The 16,109-nt window shown below is 70.6% G+C and carries 14 protein-coding genes; 1 reads left to right on the plus strand and 13 read right to left on the minus strand.

The annotated features are described in order from the left end of the window. Positions 1-203: 203 nt before the first annotated feature. The 4 genes from AC3IYI_RS10310 to AC3IYI_RS10325 all read right to left on the minus strand — a co-directional run bounded on the left by AC3IYI_RS10310 (position 204) and on the right by AC3IYI_RS10325 (position 3,274). The gene (locus tag AC3IYI_RS10310; RefSeq protein ID WP_489409892.1) at positions 204-695 is read right to left on the minus strand and encodes a GNAT family N-acetyltransferase; all 492 of its coding nucleotides are present in this window, start codon (positions 693-695) and stop codon (positions 204-206) included. Then, complete coding sequence (locus AC3IYI_RS10315; protein ID WP_489409893.1) at positions 692-1,633, minus strand: RluA family pseudouridine synthase; 942 nt, start codon at positions 1,631-1,633, stop codon at positions 692-694. Before AC3IYI_RS10315 ends, AC3IYI_RS10310 begins: the two co-directional genes overlap by 4 nt. Positions 1,634-1,709: 76 nt before the next feature. After that, a complete protein-coding gene (gene lspA, locus AC3IYI_RS10320; protein ID WP_489409894.1) occupies positions 1,710-2,273 on the minus strand; it encodes a signal peptidase II in 564 nt (187 codons plus the stop codon). Between the two features lie 218 nt (positions 2,274-2,491). Beyond that, the gene (locus AC3IYI_RS10325) at positions 2,492-3,274 is read right to left on the minus strand and encodes a TraR/DksA family transcriptional regulator (RefSeq protein ID WP_489409895.1); all 783 of its coding nucleotides are present in this window, start codon (positions 3,272-3,274) and stop codon (positions 2,492-2,494) included. A 586-nt stretch (positions 3,275-3,860) separates the two neighbouring features. Here AC3IYI_RS10325 and ileS point away from each other — a divergent pair. After that, positions 3,861-7,007 (plus strand): isoleucine--tRNA ligase, encoded by a 3,147-nt coding sequence (ileS, locus tag AC3IYI_RS10330; protein WP_489409896.1) that lies wholly within the window; start codon positions 3,861-3,863, stop codon positions 7,005-7,007. Positions 7,008-7,364: 357 nt separating this feature from the next. Here ileS and AC3IYI_RS10335 read toward each other — a convergent pair whose 3' ends face one another. The 9 genes from AC3IYI_RS10335 to ftsW form a co-directional block, all read right to left on the minus strand. Next, the gene (locus tag AC3IYI_RS10335; RefSeq protein WP_489409897.1) at positions 7,365-8,639 is read right to left on the minus strand and encodes a DivIVA domain-containing protein; all 1,275 of its coding nucleotides are present in this window, start codon (positions 8,637-8,639) and stop codon (positions 7,365-7,367) included. An 82-nt stretch (positions 8,640-8,721) separates the two neighbouring features. Beyond that, on the minus strand, positions 8,722-9,018 hold the full coding sequence (locus AC3IYI_RS10340; protein WP_030707331.1) for a YggT family protein: 297 nt from the start codon (positions 9,016-9,018) through the stop codon (positions 8,722-8,724). A 60-nt stretch (positions 9,019-9,078) separates the two neighbouring features. Further along, on the minus strand, positions 9,079-9,690 hold the full coding sequence (locus tag AC3IYI_RS10345; protein ID WP_489409898.1) for a cell division protein SepF: 612 nt from the start codon (positions 9,688-9,690) through the stop codon (positions 9,079-9,081). Between the two features lie 151 nt (positions 9,691-9,841). Next, positions 9,842-10,561, minus strand: coding sequence for a YggS family pyridoxal phosphate-dependent enzyme (locus AC3IYI_RS10350; RefSeq protein ID WP_243330180.1), 720 nt, complete (start codon positions 10,559-10,561; stop codon positions 9,842-9,844). A 3-nt stretch (positions 10,562-10,564) separates the two neighbouring features. Continuing rightward, a complete protein-coding gene (gene pgeF / locus AC3IYI_RS10355; protein WP_489409899.1) occupies positions 10,565-11,296 on the minus strand; it encodes a peptidoglycan editing factor PgeF in 732 nt (243 codons plus the stop codon). After that, complete coding sequence (gene ftsZ, locus AC3IYI_RS10360) at positions 11,293-12,492, minus strand: cell division protein FtsZ (RefSeq protein ID WP_243330151.1); 1,200 nt, start codon at positions 12,490-12,492, stop codon at positions 11,293-11,295. The genes pgeF and ftsZ overlap by 4 nt, the downstream gene beginning before the upstream one ends. Positions 12,493-12,772: 280 nt before the next feature. Then, positions 12,773-13,648: a cell division protein FtsQ/DivIB gene (locus AC3IYI_RS10365; protein ID WP_489409900.1), complete on the minus strand. Its 876-nt coding sequence runs from the start codon at positions 13,646-13,648 to the stop codon at positions 12,773-12,775. Positions 13,649-13,679: 31 nt separating this feature from the next. After that, the gene (gene murG, locus AC3IYI_RS10370) at positions 13,680-14,774 is read right to left on the minus strand and encodes an undecaprenyldiphospho-muramoylpentapeptide beta-N-acetylglucosaminyltransferase (protein WP_489409901.1); all 1,095 of its coding nucleotides are present in this window, start codon (positions 14,772-14,774) and stop codon (positions 13,680-13,682) included. A gap of 6 nt (positions 14,775-14,780) precedes the next feature. Beyond that, a complete protein-coding gene (ftsW, locus tag AC3IYI_RS10375) occupies positions 14,781-16,094 on the minus strand; it encodes a putative lipid II flippase FtsW (protein WP_489411495.1) in 1,314 nt (437 codons plus the stop codon). Between the last annotated feature and the right edge of the window lie 15 nt (positions 16,095-16,109).

Genomic DNA, 16,109 nt, shown 5'->3' on the forward strand with positions numbered 1-16,109 from the left:
CGACGCGCTCCAGCGCACGTGCCGCGCCGGGGCTGGAGGAATCCAGCCCCGCCGGCGTTTGAGGCGATCTTTTCAGCCCGTCCGGCGTGTGAGGACCGGGTCTGGGCGGAGCCCGGCTGGGGGTCCCCCCGGACGGAGTCTGGGGGATGGTGGAAGGGCGGGTAGGGGACAGCCCCGCAGGGCTGACTGCACCCCGGCCGGGGCTACGGCAGAGCGCGCCGCATGGACCGGTGCGGAATCCCCGCGTCCTCGAACTCCGGCCCGTAGGCCACGTACCCGAGCCGCTCGTAGAACCCCATCGCATGGGTCTGCGCGCCCAAGTCAACGGCGGAAAGGCCCAGCCGAACCGCCTCCGCCTCGATCGCCCGGACCAGCGCGACCCCCACCCCGAGTCCGCGCGCGGACTTGGTGACGGCCAGCCGCCCGAGCGAGCCGACCTCCGGGGAGCCGGTCTTGCCCAGGGCCCGCGGCCCGTACAGCAGCCGGCCGGTGCCCAGCGCGACCCCGTCCGCCCCCTCGGCCAGCACGTGCAGCGCGATCTCGTCGTACGCGTCGTACTCGATCGTCTCCGGCACCGACTGCTCGACCACGAAGACCTCGGTCCGCACGGCGAAGCAGGCCTTCAGGTCCGCCTCGCCGACGGCGACCCGTACGGCGACGCCGGCGCCGGGGCCGGCCCCGCCGCCCGCGGTCACTCGCTCTCCTTGCGGATCACGTCCAGCGCGTTCTGCAGGTCCGCCGGGTAGGTGCTCGCGAACTCGACCCACTGCCCGTCCGACGGGTGCTCGAACCCGAGCCGCACCGCGTGCAGCCACTGCCGGGTGAGCCCGAGGCGCTTCGCGACGGTCGGGTCGGCGCCGTAGGTCAGGTCGCCGACACAGGGGTGCTTGTGGGCGGCCATGTGCACGCGGATCTGGTGCGTGCGCCCGGTCTCCAGCTTGATGTCCAGCAGCGAGGCGGCGCGGAAGGCCTCGATCAGGTCGTAGTGGGTGACGGAGGGCTTGCCCTCCTGGGTCACGGCCCACTTGTAGTCGGCGCTGGGGTGCCGCCCGATCGGCGCGTCGATCGTGCCGCTCATCGGGTCGGGGTGGCCCTGCACCAGCGCGTGGTAGCGCTTGTCGACGATCCGCTCGCGGAACTGGTTCTTCAGCGAGGTGTACGCGCGCTCCGACTTCGCGACGGCCATCAGGCCGGAGGTGCCGACGTCGAGCCGGTGCACGATGCCCTGGCGCTCGGAGGCACCGGAGGTGGAGATGCGGTAGCCGGCGGCGGCGAGTCCGCCGATGACGGTGGTGCCGGTCCAGCCGGGGCTGGGGTGGGCGGCGACGCCGACCGGCTTCATGATGACGACGATGTCGTCGTCGTCATGGACGATCTCCATGCCGGGAACGGGCTCGGCGACGAGCTCGACCTTGCGCGGCGGGGCCGGAATCTCGACTTCGAGCCAGGCGCCACCGTGCACACGCTCGGACTTCCCGACGACACTGCCGTCGACCAGCACCTTTCCCGCGGCCGCGAGTTCGGCCGCCTTCGTCCGGGAAAAACCGAACATACGGGCAATGGCGGCGTCGACGCGCTCGCCCTCGAGGCCATCGGGTACGGGCAGGGTGCGGATCTCGGGAATCGTACTCACCCGTCGAGTATGCAGGACTCGACAGAAGACCATTCCCGCGATCAGCCCGCGATCGGTCCGCGGACCCCTTGCCGGCTCAGTCCTTGTGGACGGTGCCGTCCGGGTCCAGGCCCTTGAAGGACAGCAGGACGATCAGGATCCCGCCGCACACGATCGCCGAGTCCGCGAGGTTGAAGACGGCGAAGTGGGCGGGTGCGATGAAGTCGACGACCGCCCCGCGGAAGACGCCCGGCGAGCGGAAGATCCGGTCGGTCAGGTTGCCCAGCGCCCCGCCCAGCAGCAGGCCCAGCGCGATCGCCCAGGGGAGGCTGTACAGCTTCCGCGCGAGCCGCACGATCACCACGATGACGGTGGCGGCGATGCAGGTGAAGATGATCGTGAAGGCCTCGCCGAAGCCGAAGGCGGCGCCGGGGTTGCGGATCGCGTCGAACTTCAGCATGTCGCCGATCACCTGGATCGACGGCTGGTGCTCCAGCTTCGCGACGACCAGCATCTTGCTGCCCAGGTCGACCAGATAGGCGAGAACAGCCACGACGAGCAGCGCGACGATCCTCCGCCGCCCCTTGGGCGCCGCGGATTCGGGCTGGGTGCCGTCTTCCCCGACCTCCGGCGTACCGATGATGCGCTCCGCCTCTGCCACGTGAGTCCCTCGAACTAGCTCGAACCAGGTTGTTGGACGGCACGGCGCCGACCGACCCGCCAGGTTCCTGGACCCTGACGAGACACGAGAGTACGTCAGGGCACCCCTGGGCCGCCGCCCCGGCCGGACCCCGAGGGAGCCCGCCCGCGCCGGCCCGCGGCCCTCCGGCGCCCGTCAGGCGGCCTCCCGGGCCCACTCTGCCCGCGTTCAGCCCGCGCTCAGTGCCGCCGCTCCTGCTTCTGCTTGCAGTCCACGCACAGCGTGGCCCGCGGGAAGGCCTGCATCCGCGCCTTGCCGATGGGCTGGCCGCAGTTCTCGCAGAGGCCGTACGTGCCCGCCTCCAGCCGTTCCAGCGCGCGCTCGGTCTGCTCCAGCATCGAGTTGGCGTTCGCGGCGAGGGCGAGCTCGGACTCCCGGGTGATGTTCTTGGTCCCGGTATCGGCCTGGTCGTCGCCCGCGCCGTCTCCGGAGTCCCGCATCAGCCCGGAAATGGCCGCGTCGGAGGCCTGGAGCTCGGCGCGCAGCCGCAGCACCTCGCTCTCCAGCTCGGCCCGCGCCTCGGCGACCTCCTCCGGGGTCCAGGGGTCCTCGCCGGGCCGTACGGCGAGCTCGCCGGGCGCCAGGCCCGCCGTGCCCCGCGCCTTGGGCAGCCCGCTGGTCGCGGCAGTGGCCGTCTTCCTGGCCGTGCCGGTGCTCTTCTTGGCAACCACTTTCCGGGCTCCCGTCTCGTGCGCGGCCTGCGCCGCCCCCTCGGCCCCGGCCGACTTGGCCGTGGCCTTCTTCGCGGCCGTCTTCTTGACGGCGGCCGCCTTCCCGGCAGGCGCCTTCCCGGCGGCCGCCTTCCTCGTTCCGGTGGCCTTCTTCCCGGCGGCAGCCCCTTCCACCGGTCCGGCCTGCGGATCCGGGGCCGCCACCTCCATCGCCGGCTCCTGCGCCGGCTTCTCCGCAGCCTTCCCGACAGCCTTCTTGGCAGTACTCCCGGCGGTCTTCTTCGCCACCATGGCCGCGGCCCCTTCACATACTGTGATCATTGCTCGCGAATCGTGCCGGAACGATAAATCGACTCCGGCCCCGCGGCAACGGGGCACGCGTCCATCGAGGTCAACCTGCATCCGTTGTGCCCAGCAGGGAGCCCGGTAATCCGCCCCACCCGCCCCACCGCACCCCGGAGCGGCCCGTCGGCCCATTCGGGTCATTCCAGGCCCCGGTCCGCGTCCCGCCCGGACCCCCGCGCCACGCCCCGTAAACCGGTCTGCCGACCAGCCCCCCGGCCCGTACACTGGGCCCAGCGAGAAGCATGGATGGGGACGAGTAGCGTCGGACGCAGCCAGGAGCGACCCGGGGACGGTGAGAGCCCGGGGGCGAGCGCGATGCGAAGGATCACCCCGGAGCCGCCGGAAGAAAGCCCACGGGATTCCCGTAGGGCGAGTAGAACCGGCTTCGCACCCCAATGAGGGGGCCGACGGACCACAGGTCCGCAGGCCAAGGAGGGTGGTACCGCGGGAGCAGCTCGTCCCTGATTCAGGGGAGGCGGCCCTCGTCCCTCCGGACGGAAGTGACACCCCGCCGGAGGAAGAGTTCAGCCTCATGACCACACCGCCGCAGTACCGCCCGGTACCCGCCCAGGTCGACCTGCCTGCCCTCGAGCACGCGGTCCTCGACTTCTGGCGCGAGAGCAAGACCTTCGCCAAGACCCTGGAGCAGTCCGAGGGACGCCCCGAGTGGGTCTTCTACGAGGGCCCGCCCACCGCGAACGGCATGCCCGGCGCGCACCACATCGAGGCCCGCGTCTTCAAGGACGTCTTCCCCCGCTTCCGCACCATGCGCGGCTACCACGTGGCCCGCAAGGCCGGCTGGGACTGCCACGGCCTGCCCGTCGAGCTCGCCGTCGAGAAGGAACTGGGCTTCAACGGCAAGAAGGACATCGAGGCGTACGGCATCGCCGAGTTCAACGCCAAGTGCCGCGAGTCGGTGACCCGCCACACCGACGCGTTCACCGAGCTCACGAACCGGATGGGCTACTGGGTCGACCTCGACGACGCCTACCGCACCATGGACCCCGAGTACGTCGAGTCCGTGTGGTGGTCGCTGAAGGAGATCTTCAACAAGGGCCTGCTCACCCAGGACCACCGCGTCGCCCCCTGGTGCCCCCGCTGCGGCACCGGCCTCTCGGACCACGAGCTGGCCCAGGGCTACGAGACGGTCGTCGACCCCTCGGTCTACGTCCGCTTCCCGCTGACCTCCGGCCCCCTCGCGGGCGAGGCCGCGCTCCTCGTCTGGACGACCACCCCCTGGACCCTGGTCTCCAACACCGCGGTGGCCGCGCACCCCGACGTCACGTACGTGGTGGCCACGAACGGGACCGAGAAGCTGGTCGTCGCCCAGCCCCTGCTGGAGAAGTCCCTCGGCGAGGGCTGGGAGGCCACCGGCGAGTCCTTCACGGGCAAGGAGATGGAGCGCTGGACGTACCAGCGCCCCTTCGACCTGGTCGAGTTCCCCGCCCCCGCCCACTACGTCGTGAACGCCGAGTACGTCACGACCGAGGACGGCACCGGTCTGGTCCACCAGTCCCCCGCCTTCGGCGCCGACGACCTCGCGGTCTGCCGCGCGTACGGCCTGCCCGTCGTGAACCCGGTCCGCCCCGACGGCACCTTCGAGGAGGACGTCCCGCTGGTCGGCGGGGTCTTCTTCAAGAAGGCCGACGAGAAGCTGACCGCCGACCTCGACGCGCGCGGCCTGCTGTTCAAGCACATCGCCTACGAGCACAGCTACCCGCACTGCTGGCGCTGCCACACCGCCCTGCTCTACTACGCGCAGCCGTCCTGGTACGTCCGCACCACCGCCGTCAAGGACGCGATGCTGCGGGAGAACGAGAAGACCAACTGGTTCCCGGACTCCGTCAAGCAGGGCCGCTTCGGCGACTGGCTGAACAACAACATCGACTGGGCGCTGTCGCGCAACCGCTACTGGGGCACCCCGCTGCCCATCTGGCGCTGCGAGGAGAACCACCTCACCTGCGTCGGCTCCCTCGCGGAGCTGAGCGACCTGACGGGCACGGACCAGTCGAACTTGGACCCGCACCGCCCGTACATCGACGAGGTCACCTTCCCCTGCACGGCCGAGGGCTGCTCCCTCACCTCGGTGCGCGTGCCGGAGGTCATCGACGCCTGGTACGACTCGGGTTCGATGCCGTTCGCGCAGTGGGGCTACCCGCACAAGAACAAGGAGATCTTCGAGAAGCGCTACCCGGCGCAGTTCATCTCGGAGGCCATCGACCAGACGCGCGGGTGGTTCTACACGCTGATGGCGGTCGGCACCCTCGTCTTCGACAAGTCCTCCTACGAGAACGTGGTCTGCCTGGGCCACATCCTCGCCGAGGACGGCCGCAAGATGTCCAAGCACCTGGGCAACACCCTCGAGCCGATCCAGCTGATGGACACTCACGGTGCGGACGCCGTCCGCTGGTTCATGGCGGCGGGCGGCTCCCCGTGGGCGGCGCGCCGCGTCGGCCACGGCACGATCCAGGAGGTCGTCCGCAAGACGCTCCTCACGTACTGGAACACGGTCGCCTTCCAGGCCCTGTACGCCCGCACGTCGAACTGGGCCCCGTCGGCCTCCGACCCGGCGCCCGCGGACCGCACGGTCCTCGACCGCTGGCTGCTCTCGGAGCTCCACACCCTCACCACCGAGGTCACGGAGGCGATGGAGTCCTACGACACCCAGCGCGCCGGCAAGCTCCTCTCCGCCTTCGTGGACGACCTCTCCAACTGGTACGTCCGCCGCTCGCGGCGCCGCTTCTGGCAGGGCGACGCGGCCGCGCTGCGCACGCTGCACGAGGTCGTGGAGACGGTCACCCGCCTCCTCGCCCCGCTCACCCCCTTCATCACGGAGCGGGTCTGGCAGGACATGATCGTCCCGGTCACCCCGGACGCCCCGGAGTCGGTGCACCTGACCACGTGGCCGGTCCCGGACGCCTCCGCGATCGACCCGGCCCTGTCCCAGCAGATGCAGCTGGTACGCCGCCTCGTGGAGCTGGGCCGCGCGACGCGGGCCGAGTCGGGCGTGAAGACCCGCCAGCCGCTGTCCCGCGCGCTGGTCGCCGTATCGGGCTTCGAGACCCTCTCCCCCGAGCTGCACTCCCAGATCACGGAGGAGCTGAACGTCTCCTCGCTGGCCTCCCTCTCGGAGGTCGGCGGTTCCCTGGTCGACACCACGGCCAAGGCGAACTTCCGCGCGCTCGGCAAGCGCTTCGGCAAGGGCGTGCAGGACGTGGCGAAGGCGGTGGCCGCGGCCGACGCGGCGGCGCTGTCGCTGGCCCTGCGCTCGGGCGAGGCCTCGGTGGAGGTGAACGGCGAGCCCGTCACCCTCACCCCCGAGGAGGTCATCATCACGGAGACCCCCCGCGAGGGCTGGTCGGTGGCGTCCGACTCCGGCGCGACGGTCGCCCTGGACCTGGAGATCACTCCGGAGCTGCGGCTCGCGGGCCTGGCCCGTGACGCGATCCGCCTGATCCAGGAGGCCCGGAAGAACTCCGGCCTGGACGTCGCGGACCGCATCGCCCTGCGCTGGTCCTCGCCGGACCCGGAGGTCGTGACGGCCCTGACCGACCACGCGACCCTGATCGCGGACGAGGTCCTGGCCACGGACTACGCCTCCGGCGAGGCCGACGCGTCGTACGGCGACCCCTTCGAGGACGAGCCCCTCGGCCTCACGTTCCGCCTCCGCAAGGCGTAGCCTCCTCGGCCTGTGGCCCGGACCCCTCCTGAGGGTGCCGGGCCACAGCTGTTTCCTCTCCCCGCCCCGCCCTTTCACCGTTTCCCGGAGCTGCGCCCCGGCCCCTACGTGCGCTCCGCGCCCGTGCCCTCAAACGCCGGGCGGGCTGGTTTGCCGCGCAGCGGCACATCCAGCCTCGTCGGCGTTTGAGGCGCGGGGTCTGGGGCGGAGCCCCAGGGAACGGTGGAAGGGCGGGTAGGGGGCCTCGCCCCGCGCAGCGGCCACCCGCCACCGGGCCGGGGGTACGGAAACGGGCCGGGCCCGGTGCCCCCGAAGGGGAACCGGGCCCGGCCCGAACCGTCTGCCGACGGCTACCGCTTAGTTGTCGTCCTCGTCGATCAGGAAGCCCCGCATGGGAGACGGCGCCTGCTGCATCGGCTGCGGACCAGTCGGCCGCACCGGAGCCATCGGCTGCGTCATCGCCGGGGACATCTGCTGCTGGCCGCCACCGTAGGAGGGGGCCATCGGGGACGGACCACCCATCGGGGAGGGGCCGCCACCCATGGACGGACCGCCCATGGAGTGCATCGCACCGGCCGGAGCCATCGACGGGGTCGGCGACGGCGGCAGCGCGGGACCGGCGGGGTTCCGCGGCGGAGCCAGCGAGTCGTCGGCCTGCGTCTCCAGCTGGCGCAGCTGCGATTCCAGGTAGGACTTCAGACGGGTGCGGTACTCGCGCTCGAAGCCCCGCAGGTCCTCGACCTTGCGCTCCAGCGTGGCGCGGGCGGACTCCAGGGAGCCCATCGCGACGCGGTGCTTCTCCTGCGCGTCCCGCTCCAGCGCGTCGGCCTTGGCGCGGGCGTCCCGCTCCAGGCCCTCGGCGCGCGACCGGGCCTCGCCGACGATCTTGTTGGCCTCGGAGCGGGCCTCCGCGATCGCCTGGTCGGCGGTCTGCTGCGCGAGCGACAGGACGCGGGCGGCGCTGTCGCCACCGGGACCCTGCTGCGGAAGCTGCTGCGGCTGCTGGTGCATCTGCTGGCCCATCGGCTGCATCTGCTGCCCCATGGGCTGCATCTGCTGGCCCATGGGCTGGCCCATCTGCTGGCCGAGCGGGTTCTGGCCACCCATGGACTGCTGCTGCATGGGGTTGCCCATCGGGCCGGGACCCTGCTGGCCCATGCCCTGCTGACCCATGCCCTGCTGGCCCATGCCCTGCTGGCCCATGCCCTGCTGGCCCATCTGCTGCTGCCCACCCATGGTGTGCTGCTGCATGGGGTTGCCCATCGGGCCGGGACCCTGCTGACCGTGCCCACCGGGGCCGGCCGGAAGCTGGGGCGGGCCACCCGGAAGCTGCGGCTGACCCATCTGGGGCTGCTGCTGCGGGGGGCCGGATATGGCCGCGGGCACGGGGGCGCCGGGGCCACGCTGGTCCTGGGGCTCGGGCTTGCGCATGCTGCCCTGCTGCTGGTTCTGCGCGGCGGCACGCGTGGCGGCCGCCAGCTTGGCGCGCAGGTCCTCGTTCTCGCGCAGCAGGCGCGTCAGCTCGGACTCGACCTCGTCGAGGAAGGCATCGACCTCGTCCTCGTCATAGCCCTCTCGCAGGCGGACGGTCGTGAACTGCTTGTTCCGCACGTCCTCGGGAGTCAGCGGCATGTCTTCTTCACCTCTACGTAGTCGTCGGCAGTCGGCAGGACCGTATCGGGACTGTCCCCGCGCCTGCGGGGAAGCTCATCGTTCACACGCTTCTCGCAGCGGTGCTCACGAAACTGATGAGGATGTAAACGATGATCATCAGAACGAAGAAGGACAGGTCGAGTGCCACGCCCCCGAGACGCAACGGCGGGATGAGCCGCCGAAGGAGCTTGAGCGGTGGATCGGTGACAGTGTAGGTGGCCTCCAGAACGACCACCATCGCCTTGCCGGGTGCCCATGAACGTGCGAACTGGAACACGTAGTCCATGACCAGTCGGAAGATCAGCACGATGAGGAAGCACATCAGCGCGATGTAAACCACTTGCAGTGCTACGCCCATCCCGCGCTTCCCTCTCCCCTACTTCCGCCCTGTACCCGGTCCCGTATCTGACGGATCGGTCTAGCTTTGGTTGAAGAACCCGCCCTCCGCGATGCGGGCCTTGTCCTCCGCCGTGACATCGACGTTAGCAGGAGACAGCAGGAACACCTTCTGTGTCACGCGTTCAATGCTGCCGTGCAGACCGAAGACGAGTCCTGCGGCGAAGTCGACCAGACGCTTCGCGTCCGTGTCGTCCATCTCCGTGAGATTCATGATCACCGGAGTGCCCTCACGGAAGTGTTCCCCGATGGTACGGGCCTCGTTGTAGGTCCGGGGGTGCAGCGTCGTGATGCGGTACGGCTCCCGCTCGGAGACGACCTTGGGCATGATCACGGGGGCGTTCTTCTCCAGATTCGAGCGTTCGGGTGTGATGGACGCCACGGGGGCGATTCGCGCAGGACGTCCGTTTTCAACCGGCATTGGGATGGGTTCCCTTGGTGCCGGAGGCTGGGCAATTCGTACCGGTTCGTCCGATACGGGCGTTTGATGCGAAACGGGTTGCTGTCGCCGACGCTCCCGCTCCGGCTCCGGCTCGGGTTCGAACTCGTCGTCGGGGTCGTACCCCGGGTTGTCGTACCGGTCGTCCTCCACGAGGCCGAGGTAGACCGCCATCTTGCGCATCGCGCCGGCCATTCTCTGAGTCCTCCGCTCTGTGGTGGATCGCCCTGTCGCAGGTGTATCGCCGTGTCACGAATGTCACCAACTGCCCGCGATCCACGTGGCCTGTCCGCTCATCAGCGGAAATGACCATATTTTCTGCTGTGGTCCGACTTTCTTCGCGACGTTACCCGAGCCGGGGTCTCGCGCCGAGTACCGCAGTGCCGACGCGTACATGTGTCGCACCGGCCGCAACGGCCTGTTCCAGGTCTGCGCTCATCCCGGCCGACACCATCGTGGCAGCCGGATGGTCCGCGCGCAGGCGGGATGACAATTCCACCAGCCGCTCGAAGGCCGCTTGTTCGCGTCCCGCGTAGCGCCCGGCCAGCGGAGCGACCGTCATGAGGCCGTCGATGCGCAGTCCGGGGGCCGCGGCCACGAGGTCCGCCAACTCGGCGAGCTGCTCGGGCGCCGCGCCGCCGCGGGCCCCCCGTTCGCCCGCCTCCGCGTCGAGGGCGATCTGCACCAGGCAGCCCAGTTCCCGTCCGGCGCCTTCCGCGGCCGCCGAGAGGGCCGCGACGAGCTTGGGGCGGTCGACGGACTGCACGAGGTGCGCGTATCCCGCCACGGAACGGACTTTGTTCGTCTGCAACTGGCCGACGAAGTGCCAGGTGAGCGGCAGATCCGCACAGGCCTCGGCCTTGGGGGCCGCGTCCTGGTCCCGATTTTCCGCCACGTGACGGACCCCCAGGTCCGCCAGCAGTCGTACGTCACTCGCCGGGTAGGTCTTGGTGACCACGATGAGGGTCACCTCTTCCCGCTTGCGCCCGGCGGCCGCGCAGGCGGCCCCGATCCGCTCCTCCACCCGCGCCAGGTTCTCGGCGAGCTCGGACTTACGATCCGTCATTCTTCAGTCCAACCAGACATATCCGGCAAGCCGCCCGGTCATCCGGTCGCGGCGGTACGAGAAGTGGTCCCGCGACTCCAGTGTGCAGACCGGGGAACGGCCGACGTCGGCCACCCCCACCTCAGCGAGCTGCGCGTGCACTCCGGCGACCACGTCGACGGCCGGTGTCCCCCAGCTCGTCTCGGCGTACGCGGCCGGCACCACCTCGGCGACCGCCGCCCGCATCTCGGCCGGAACCTCGTAGCAGCGCCCGCACACCGCCGGTCCGGTACGGGCCACCATGCGCGCGGGGTCGGCCCCGAGCGAGACCATCGCCTCGACGGCGGCGCCCACGACTCCGGCCACCAGCCCGGGCCGCCCGGCGTGGGCGGCCCCCGCGATGCCGGCGACGGGATCGGCGAGCAGGACGGGCGTGCAGTCGGCGGTGAGGACCGCGAGGGCGAGCCCCCGACGGGCGGTCACCACCGCGTCCACCGCGGGGACCGGCTCGTCCGGCCCCCACGGGCCGTCGACCACCATCACGTCCCGGCCGTGCACCTGGTTCATCCAGACCACCAGGTCCGGCGCGATGCCCAGCGCCTTCGCCGCGGCGGCCCGGTTCGCACGAACGGCGGCCGGGTCGTCTCCGACCGCGCCGCCGAGATTGAGCTCCTCGTACGGAACGGCGCTCACCCCGCCCCACCGGTCGGTGAAGGCGAAGTGGGCGCCGCTCTCGCTGTACTGCTCCAAGGTCACTTCAAGAAGTCCGGGACGTCCAGTTCCTCGGCCGGGCTGTCCTGGTACGGCCGGGCCGTCGGGACCTGCGGGGCCGGAGCCTCGGCGACCGGGACCGGCTCGCTGCGGACCGGCTCCTCGCGCGGGGTGACCGAGCCGAGTCCGCCGAAGGCCGGGCGGGCCGGCTCGGCGGCACGGACCGGAGCCGGGGCCGGCTCCTCGCGCTTGGTGGAGGCCGCGCCGATGACGTTGTCGCGGCGGGCCGGAGGCTGTCCGCCGTCGAACCCGGCCGCGATGACGGTGACCCGTACCTCGTCGCCGAGCGCGTCGTCGATGACGGCTCCGAAGATGATGTTCGCCTCAGGGTGCGCGGCCTCGCTCACCAGCTGCGCGGCCTCGTTGATCTCGAAGAGACCGAGGTCCGAGCCACCGGAGATGGAGAGCAGCACGCCGCGGGCGCCGTCGATGGACGCCTCCAGCAGCGGCGAGGAGATCGCCATCTCGGCCGCGGCCACCGCGCGGTCGTCGCCGCGGGCCGAGCCGATGCCCATGAGGGCCGAGCCCGCCTCGGACATCACGGACTTGACGTCCGCGAAGTCGAGGTTGATCAGACCCGGGGTGGTGATGAGGTCGGTGATGCCCTGGACGCCGGACAGCAGGACCTGGTCCGCCGACTTGAAGGCGTCCAGCACGCTGACCTGGCGGTCCGAGATGGACAGCAGGCGGTCGTTGGGGATGACGATGAGGGTGTCGACCTGCTCGCGGAGCTGGGCGATGCCGTCCTCGGCCTGGTTCGCGCGGCGCCGGCCCTCGAAGGTGAACGGCCGGGTGACCACACCGATCGTCAGGGCGCCCAGCGAGCGCGCGATGTTGGCGACGACGGGTGCGCCACCCGTTCCGGTGCCGCCGCCTTCGCCGGCGGTCACGAAGACCATGTCGGCCCCCTTGAGGACCTCCTCGATCTCCTCGCGGTGGTCCTCTGCCGCCTTGCGACCGACATCCGGGTTGGCGCCGGCGCCGAGACCCCGGGTGAGTTCCCGGCCGACGTCGAGCTTGACGTCGGCGTCGCTCATCAACAGCGCCTGGGCGTCTGTGTTGATGGCGATGAACTCGACGCCCTTGAGACCGACCTCGATCATTCGGTTGATGGCATTGACACCACCGCCGCCGACACCGATGACCTTGATGACTGCGAGGTAGTTCTGCGGTGCTGCCACGTCGAAGGCCTCTCGCCTCGAGTTACGTGTCGTTCGCCTCGCGGGCCTGCGGTGCGACGACTGATGCCGAAATTGGGACGGTCCGTACACGCCGACCCGAACCCTAACCCTGAAGTTTAGGGTTATGAGTGTGTCTGTTCCTTGGACTCTTCCGAACAGGACACTAAGTCGACAAGTAGCGCGTGTTCAACGAACACGCCGAACCTCCCGTTTTTCTTTTCACCCTATGTGATCACCCGTATCGGTGGCCAACCAGGGTGCGACGCTGTTCGACCAGACGTCAACTACCGGACACCGCGGGGGCGGTGGGGACGCTCACGTCGAATCGGTCAGCCTTGGGCGAGGCCTTCAGGAGCGCCGTCAGCGCGCGGCCCTTCGCCGCGCCCTGTTCGTCGCTCCCCCAGACCACCGTCCGGCCGCCGGTCAACTCCAGTACGACCGAGTCGTAGGACCGGACCTTGACCTGCACGGTCTCCTTGCGGATCGCTTCCGGGAGGACGCCGGCGATGCCGACGGCCTCGTGCAGCAGCCGTTCCTCGTCGAAACGGCGGCCGCTCGGAGACTGCCGGGAGCTCAGTTCGAGGAGCGGAACACCCGTCGGCGCGTGTCCGACCGTGTCGAATCGCACACCGGAAGCGTCCACTTCCACGAACCGCGCGTCCTTCTTGATGAGCAGAACGGGCTTGCGTTCCGTCACCTTCAACCCGATTCCGTGCGGCCAGGCCCGCACCACATCGACCGAATCGATGCGGGGCAGGCGGCCGCGGATCCGGGCTTCGATCTCATCGGTGTCCACGGACACCAGGGGCGCTCCGACGGGAACGGCCGCCGCCGCCAGCACCTGCTCCCGGGTCAGGACCTCGGTGCCGGCGGCGGTGACCTTCTCGACCCGGAGCCAGGAGGACCCGTAGAGGATCCAGGTGCAGCCGGCGGCCAGGAGCAGCGCGAGGACCAGGCCGGCGACCACGAGGGGCCCCCGGCGCAGTCCTCCCGGGAGCCGCCCGCCGGGGCGCGGCCCGCGGGGTCCCCCGGGGCCGGAGCCCTTGGGCGGCTTCGGCGGCTTGGGAGCCTTCGGGGTCCCCAGCCGCTTGAGGGGGCCGGAGCCCTTCCCGGCGGCTCCCGGACCGCCACGCTGCGCGGTGCTCGCTCCGGCCACTCCTGTGCCTCCTGCGTCGGTGCTTCCCGCGTCAGCGGGCTCTGTTGGCTGCGATCGCCTCGTACACCATGCCGACGAGCAGATCGTCGGCGTCCCGGCGGCCGAACTCGGCGGCGGCGCGGGACATCTCGTACAGGCGGTGCGGGTCGGCGAGGACCGGGAGGACCTGGCTGAGCACCCACTGGGGCGTCAGTTCCGCGTCGTCCACGAGCAGGCCGCCGCCGGCCTTGACCACCGGCTGGGCGTTGAGCCGCTGTTCGCCGTTGCCGATCGGCAGCGGGACGTAGGCGGCGGGCAGCCCCACGGCGGACAGTTCGGCGACGGTCATCGCGCCCGCGCGGCAGAGCATCATGTCGGCGGCGGCGTACGCGAGATCCATCCGGTCCACGTACGGTACCGGCACATACGGCGGCATCCCGGGCATGTTGTCGACACGCGGCAGTTCGTTCTTCGGGCCGACCGCGTGCAGGATCTGGACCCCGGAGCGCTGGAGGGTCGGCGCGACCTGCTCGATCACCTCGTTGAGGCGGCGGGCGCCCTGCGAACCGCCGGAGACCAGCAGCGTCGGCAGGTTGGGGTCCAGGCCGAAGGCGGCGCGCGCCTCCGGGCGGACCAGTGCCCGGTCGAGGGTGGAGATGGAGCGGCGCAGCGGGATGCCCACGTAGCGGGCGCCGCGCAGCTTGCTGTCGGGGGTGGAGACCGCGACGGCGAACGCGTACCGGGAGCCGATCTTGTTGGCCAGTCCGGGCCGCGCATTGGCCTCGTGGACGATGATCGGCACTCCGAGGCGCTTGGCCGCGAGGTAGCCGGGCAGGGCCACGTAGCCGCCGAAGCCGACGACGCAGTCGGCCTTGGTGCGCAGGAGGATCTCCTCCGCGGCCTTGATGGTGCCGCGCAGCCGTCCTGGGACGGTGATCAGCTCGGGTGTGGGCCTACGGGGCAACGGGACGGCCGGGATCAGTCCCAGCTCGTAGCCGCGCTCGGGCACCAGGCGGGTTTCGAGTCCGCGTTCGGTGCCGAGGGCGGTGATGCCCACGGAAGGGTCCTGCCTGCGCAGGGCGTCCGCGAGGGCCAGCGCCGGCTCGATGTGGCCGGCGGTCCCCCCACCGGCGAGTACGACATGCACCGAAATTCACCGCTCTCCGGACGGACGCTTCTTGACGCGCCGTCTCATCGACTTCCATCTCTGCCCGGTCCGCGGCCGGCCGTTCTTGGGCCTCCGCATCGCGAGCGCCGCCCGTGCCGCCGGCTCCTCACGCGCGAAGGCGATGAGCAGTCCGACCGCGAACATGGTCGGCAGCAAGGCTGACCCACCGTAGGAGAACAGCGGGAGCGGGACCCCGGCGATCGGCAGCAGACCGAGCACCGCACCGATGTTGATCACGGCTTGCGCCGTGATCCAGGTGGTCACGCCTCCCGCGGCAAACCGTACGAAGGGGTCCTCCGTGCGTCCGGCCACGCGGATACCCGCATAGCCTAGGGCCGCGAACAGGGCGAGCACCGACAGCGTCCCCGCCAGCCCCAGTTCCTCGCCGGTGATGGCGAAGATGAAGTCGGTGTGGGCCTCTGGCAGTTGCCCCCATTTTTCCACACTGGCACCCAGCCCGGAACCGAACCATCCGCCCGATGCGAGGGCGTAGATTCCGTGGACCGCCTGCCAGCACCCGCCGTTCGCGGGGATCTCGGTCACGCCGATGCACTGGAGCCGTTCCATCCGGTGCGGGGTGGTCTTGATGAGCAGTGCGACGAGCACGCCCACGAAGGCCAGGACCGCCGCGAACATCCGCGTCGGCGCCCCGGCCAGCCACAGCAGGCCGAACAGGATGGCTCCGAGGATCATCGCGGTGCCCATGTCCCCGCCCAGCATGATGAGCCCGAGCAGCAGGAAGGTGACCGGGACCAGCGGCACCAGCAGGTGTTTCCACTGGCTCAGCAGGTCCTTGTCGCCCTTGCGTGCCAGCAGGTCGGCTCCCCAGAGGATCAGGGCCAGTTTGCCGAACTCACTGGGCTGGAGCATGAACGGACCGCCAAGGGAGATCCAATTCTGGTTGCCGTTGATCGACACTCCTATCCCGGGCACCTGCACCAGGACCATCAGGAAGAGCGTGCCGGTGAGCACCGGATAGGACAGGGCCCGGTGGAGTTTGACGGGCATCCGCGAGGCGATCAGCAGCAGTCCGGTGCCGATCGCGGCCGCCAGGAACTGCTTCTTGAAGAAGTACGCGTCGCCCAGGCCGAGCTGGAGCGCCTTGATCATGGAGGCCGAGTAGACCATCACCAGGCCGAGCACGGTGATGAGCAGCGAGCTGCCGAAGATCAGGTAATACGCCGTGAGGGGCCGGTCCCAGGCCCGGCGCAACTGCCGTTGGGTGCGCCTCAGCCGGGTCAGCGGTCCGCCCCCGGCGGACCGCCCGGGACGCGGCGCCGGGCGCCCCCGGCCCAGCATCCGGCCAGCCCTGGG

It is taken from the genome of Streptomyces sp. GL_148, from assembly GCF_057834205.1.

Bases quoted from the DNA above. Each gene is read 5' to 3' on its own strand.
- AC3IYI_RS10325 (WP_489409895.1), bottom strand. From the start codon at position 3,274: ATGGTGGCGAAGAAGACCGCCGGGAGTACTGCCAAGAAGGCTGTCGGG.
- ileS (WP_489409896.1), top strand. From the start codon at position 3,861: ATGACCACACCGCCGCAGTACCGCCCGGTACCCGCCCAGGTCGACCTG.
- AC3IYI_RS10335 (WP_489409897.1), bottom strand. From the start codon at position 8,639: ATGCCGCTGACTCCCGAGGACGTGCGGAACAAGCAGTTCACGACCGTC.
- AC3IYI_RS10340 (WP_030707331.1), bottom strand. From the start codon at position 9,018: ATGGGCGTAGCACTGCAAGTGGTTTACATCGCGCTGATGTGCTTCCTC.
- AC3IYI_RS10345 (WP_489409898.1), bottom strand. From the start codon at position 9,690: ATGGCCGGCGCGATGCGCAAGATGGCGGTCTACCTCGGCCTCGTGGAG.
- AC3IYI_RS10350 (WP_243330180.1), bottom strand. From the start codon at position 10,561: ATGACGGATCGTAAGTCCGAGCTCGCCGAGAACCTGGCGCGGGTGGAG.
- ftsW (WP_489411495.1), bottom strand. From the start codon at position 16,094: ATGCTGGGCCGGGGGCGCCCGGCGCCGCGTCCCGGGCGGTCCGCCGGG.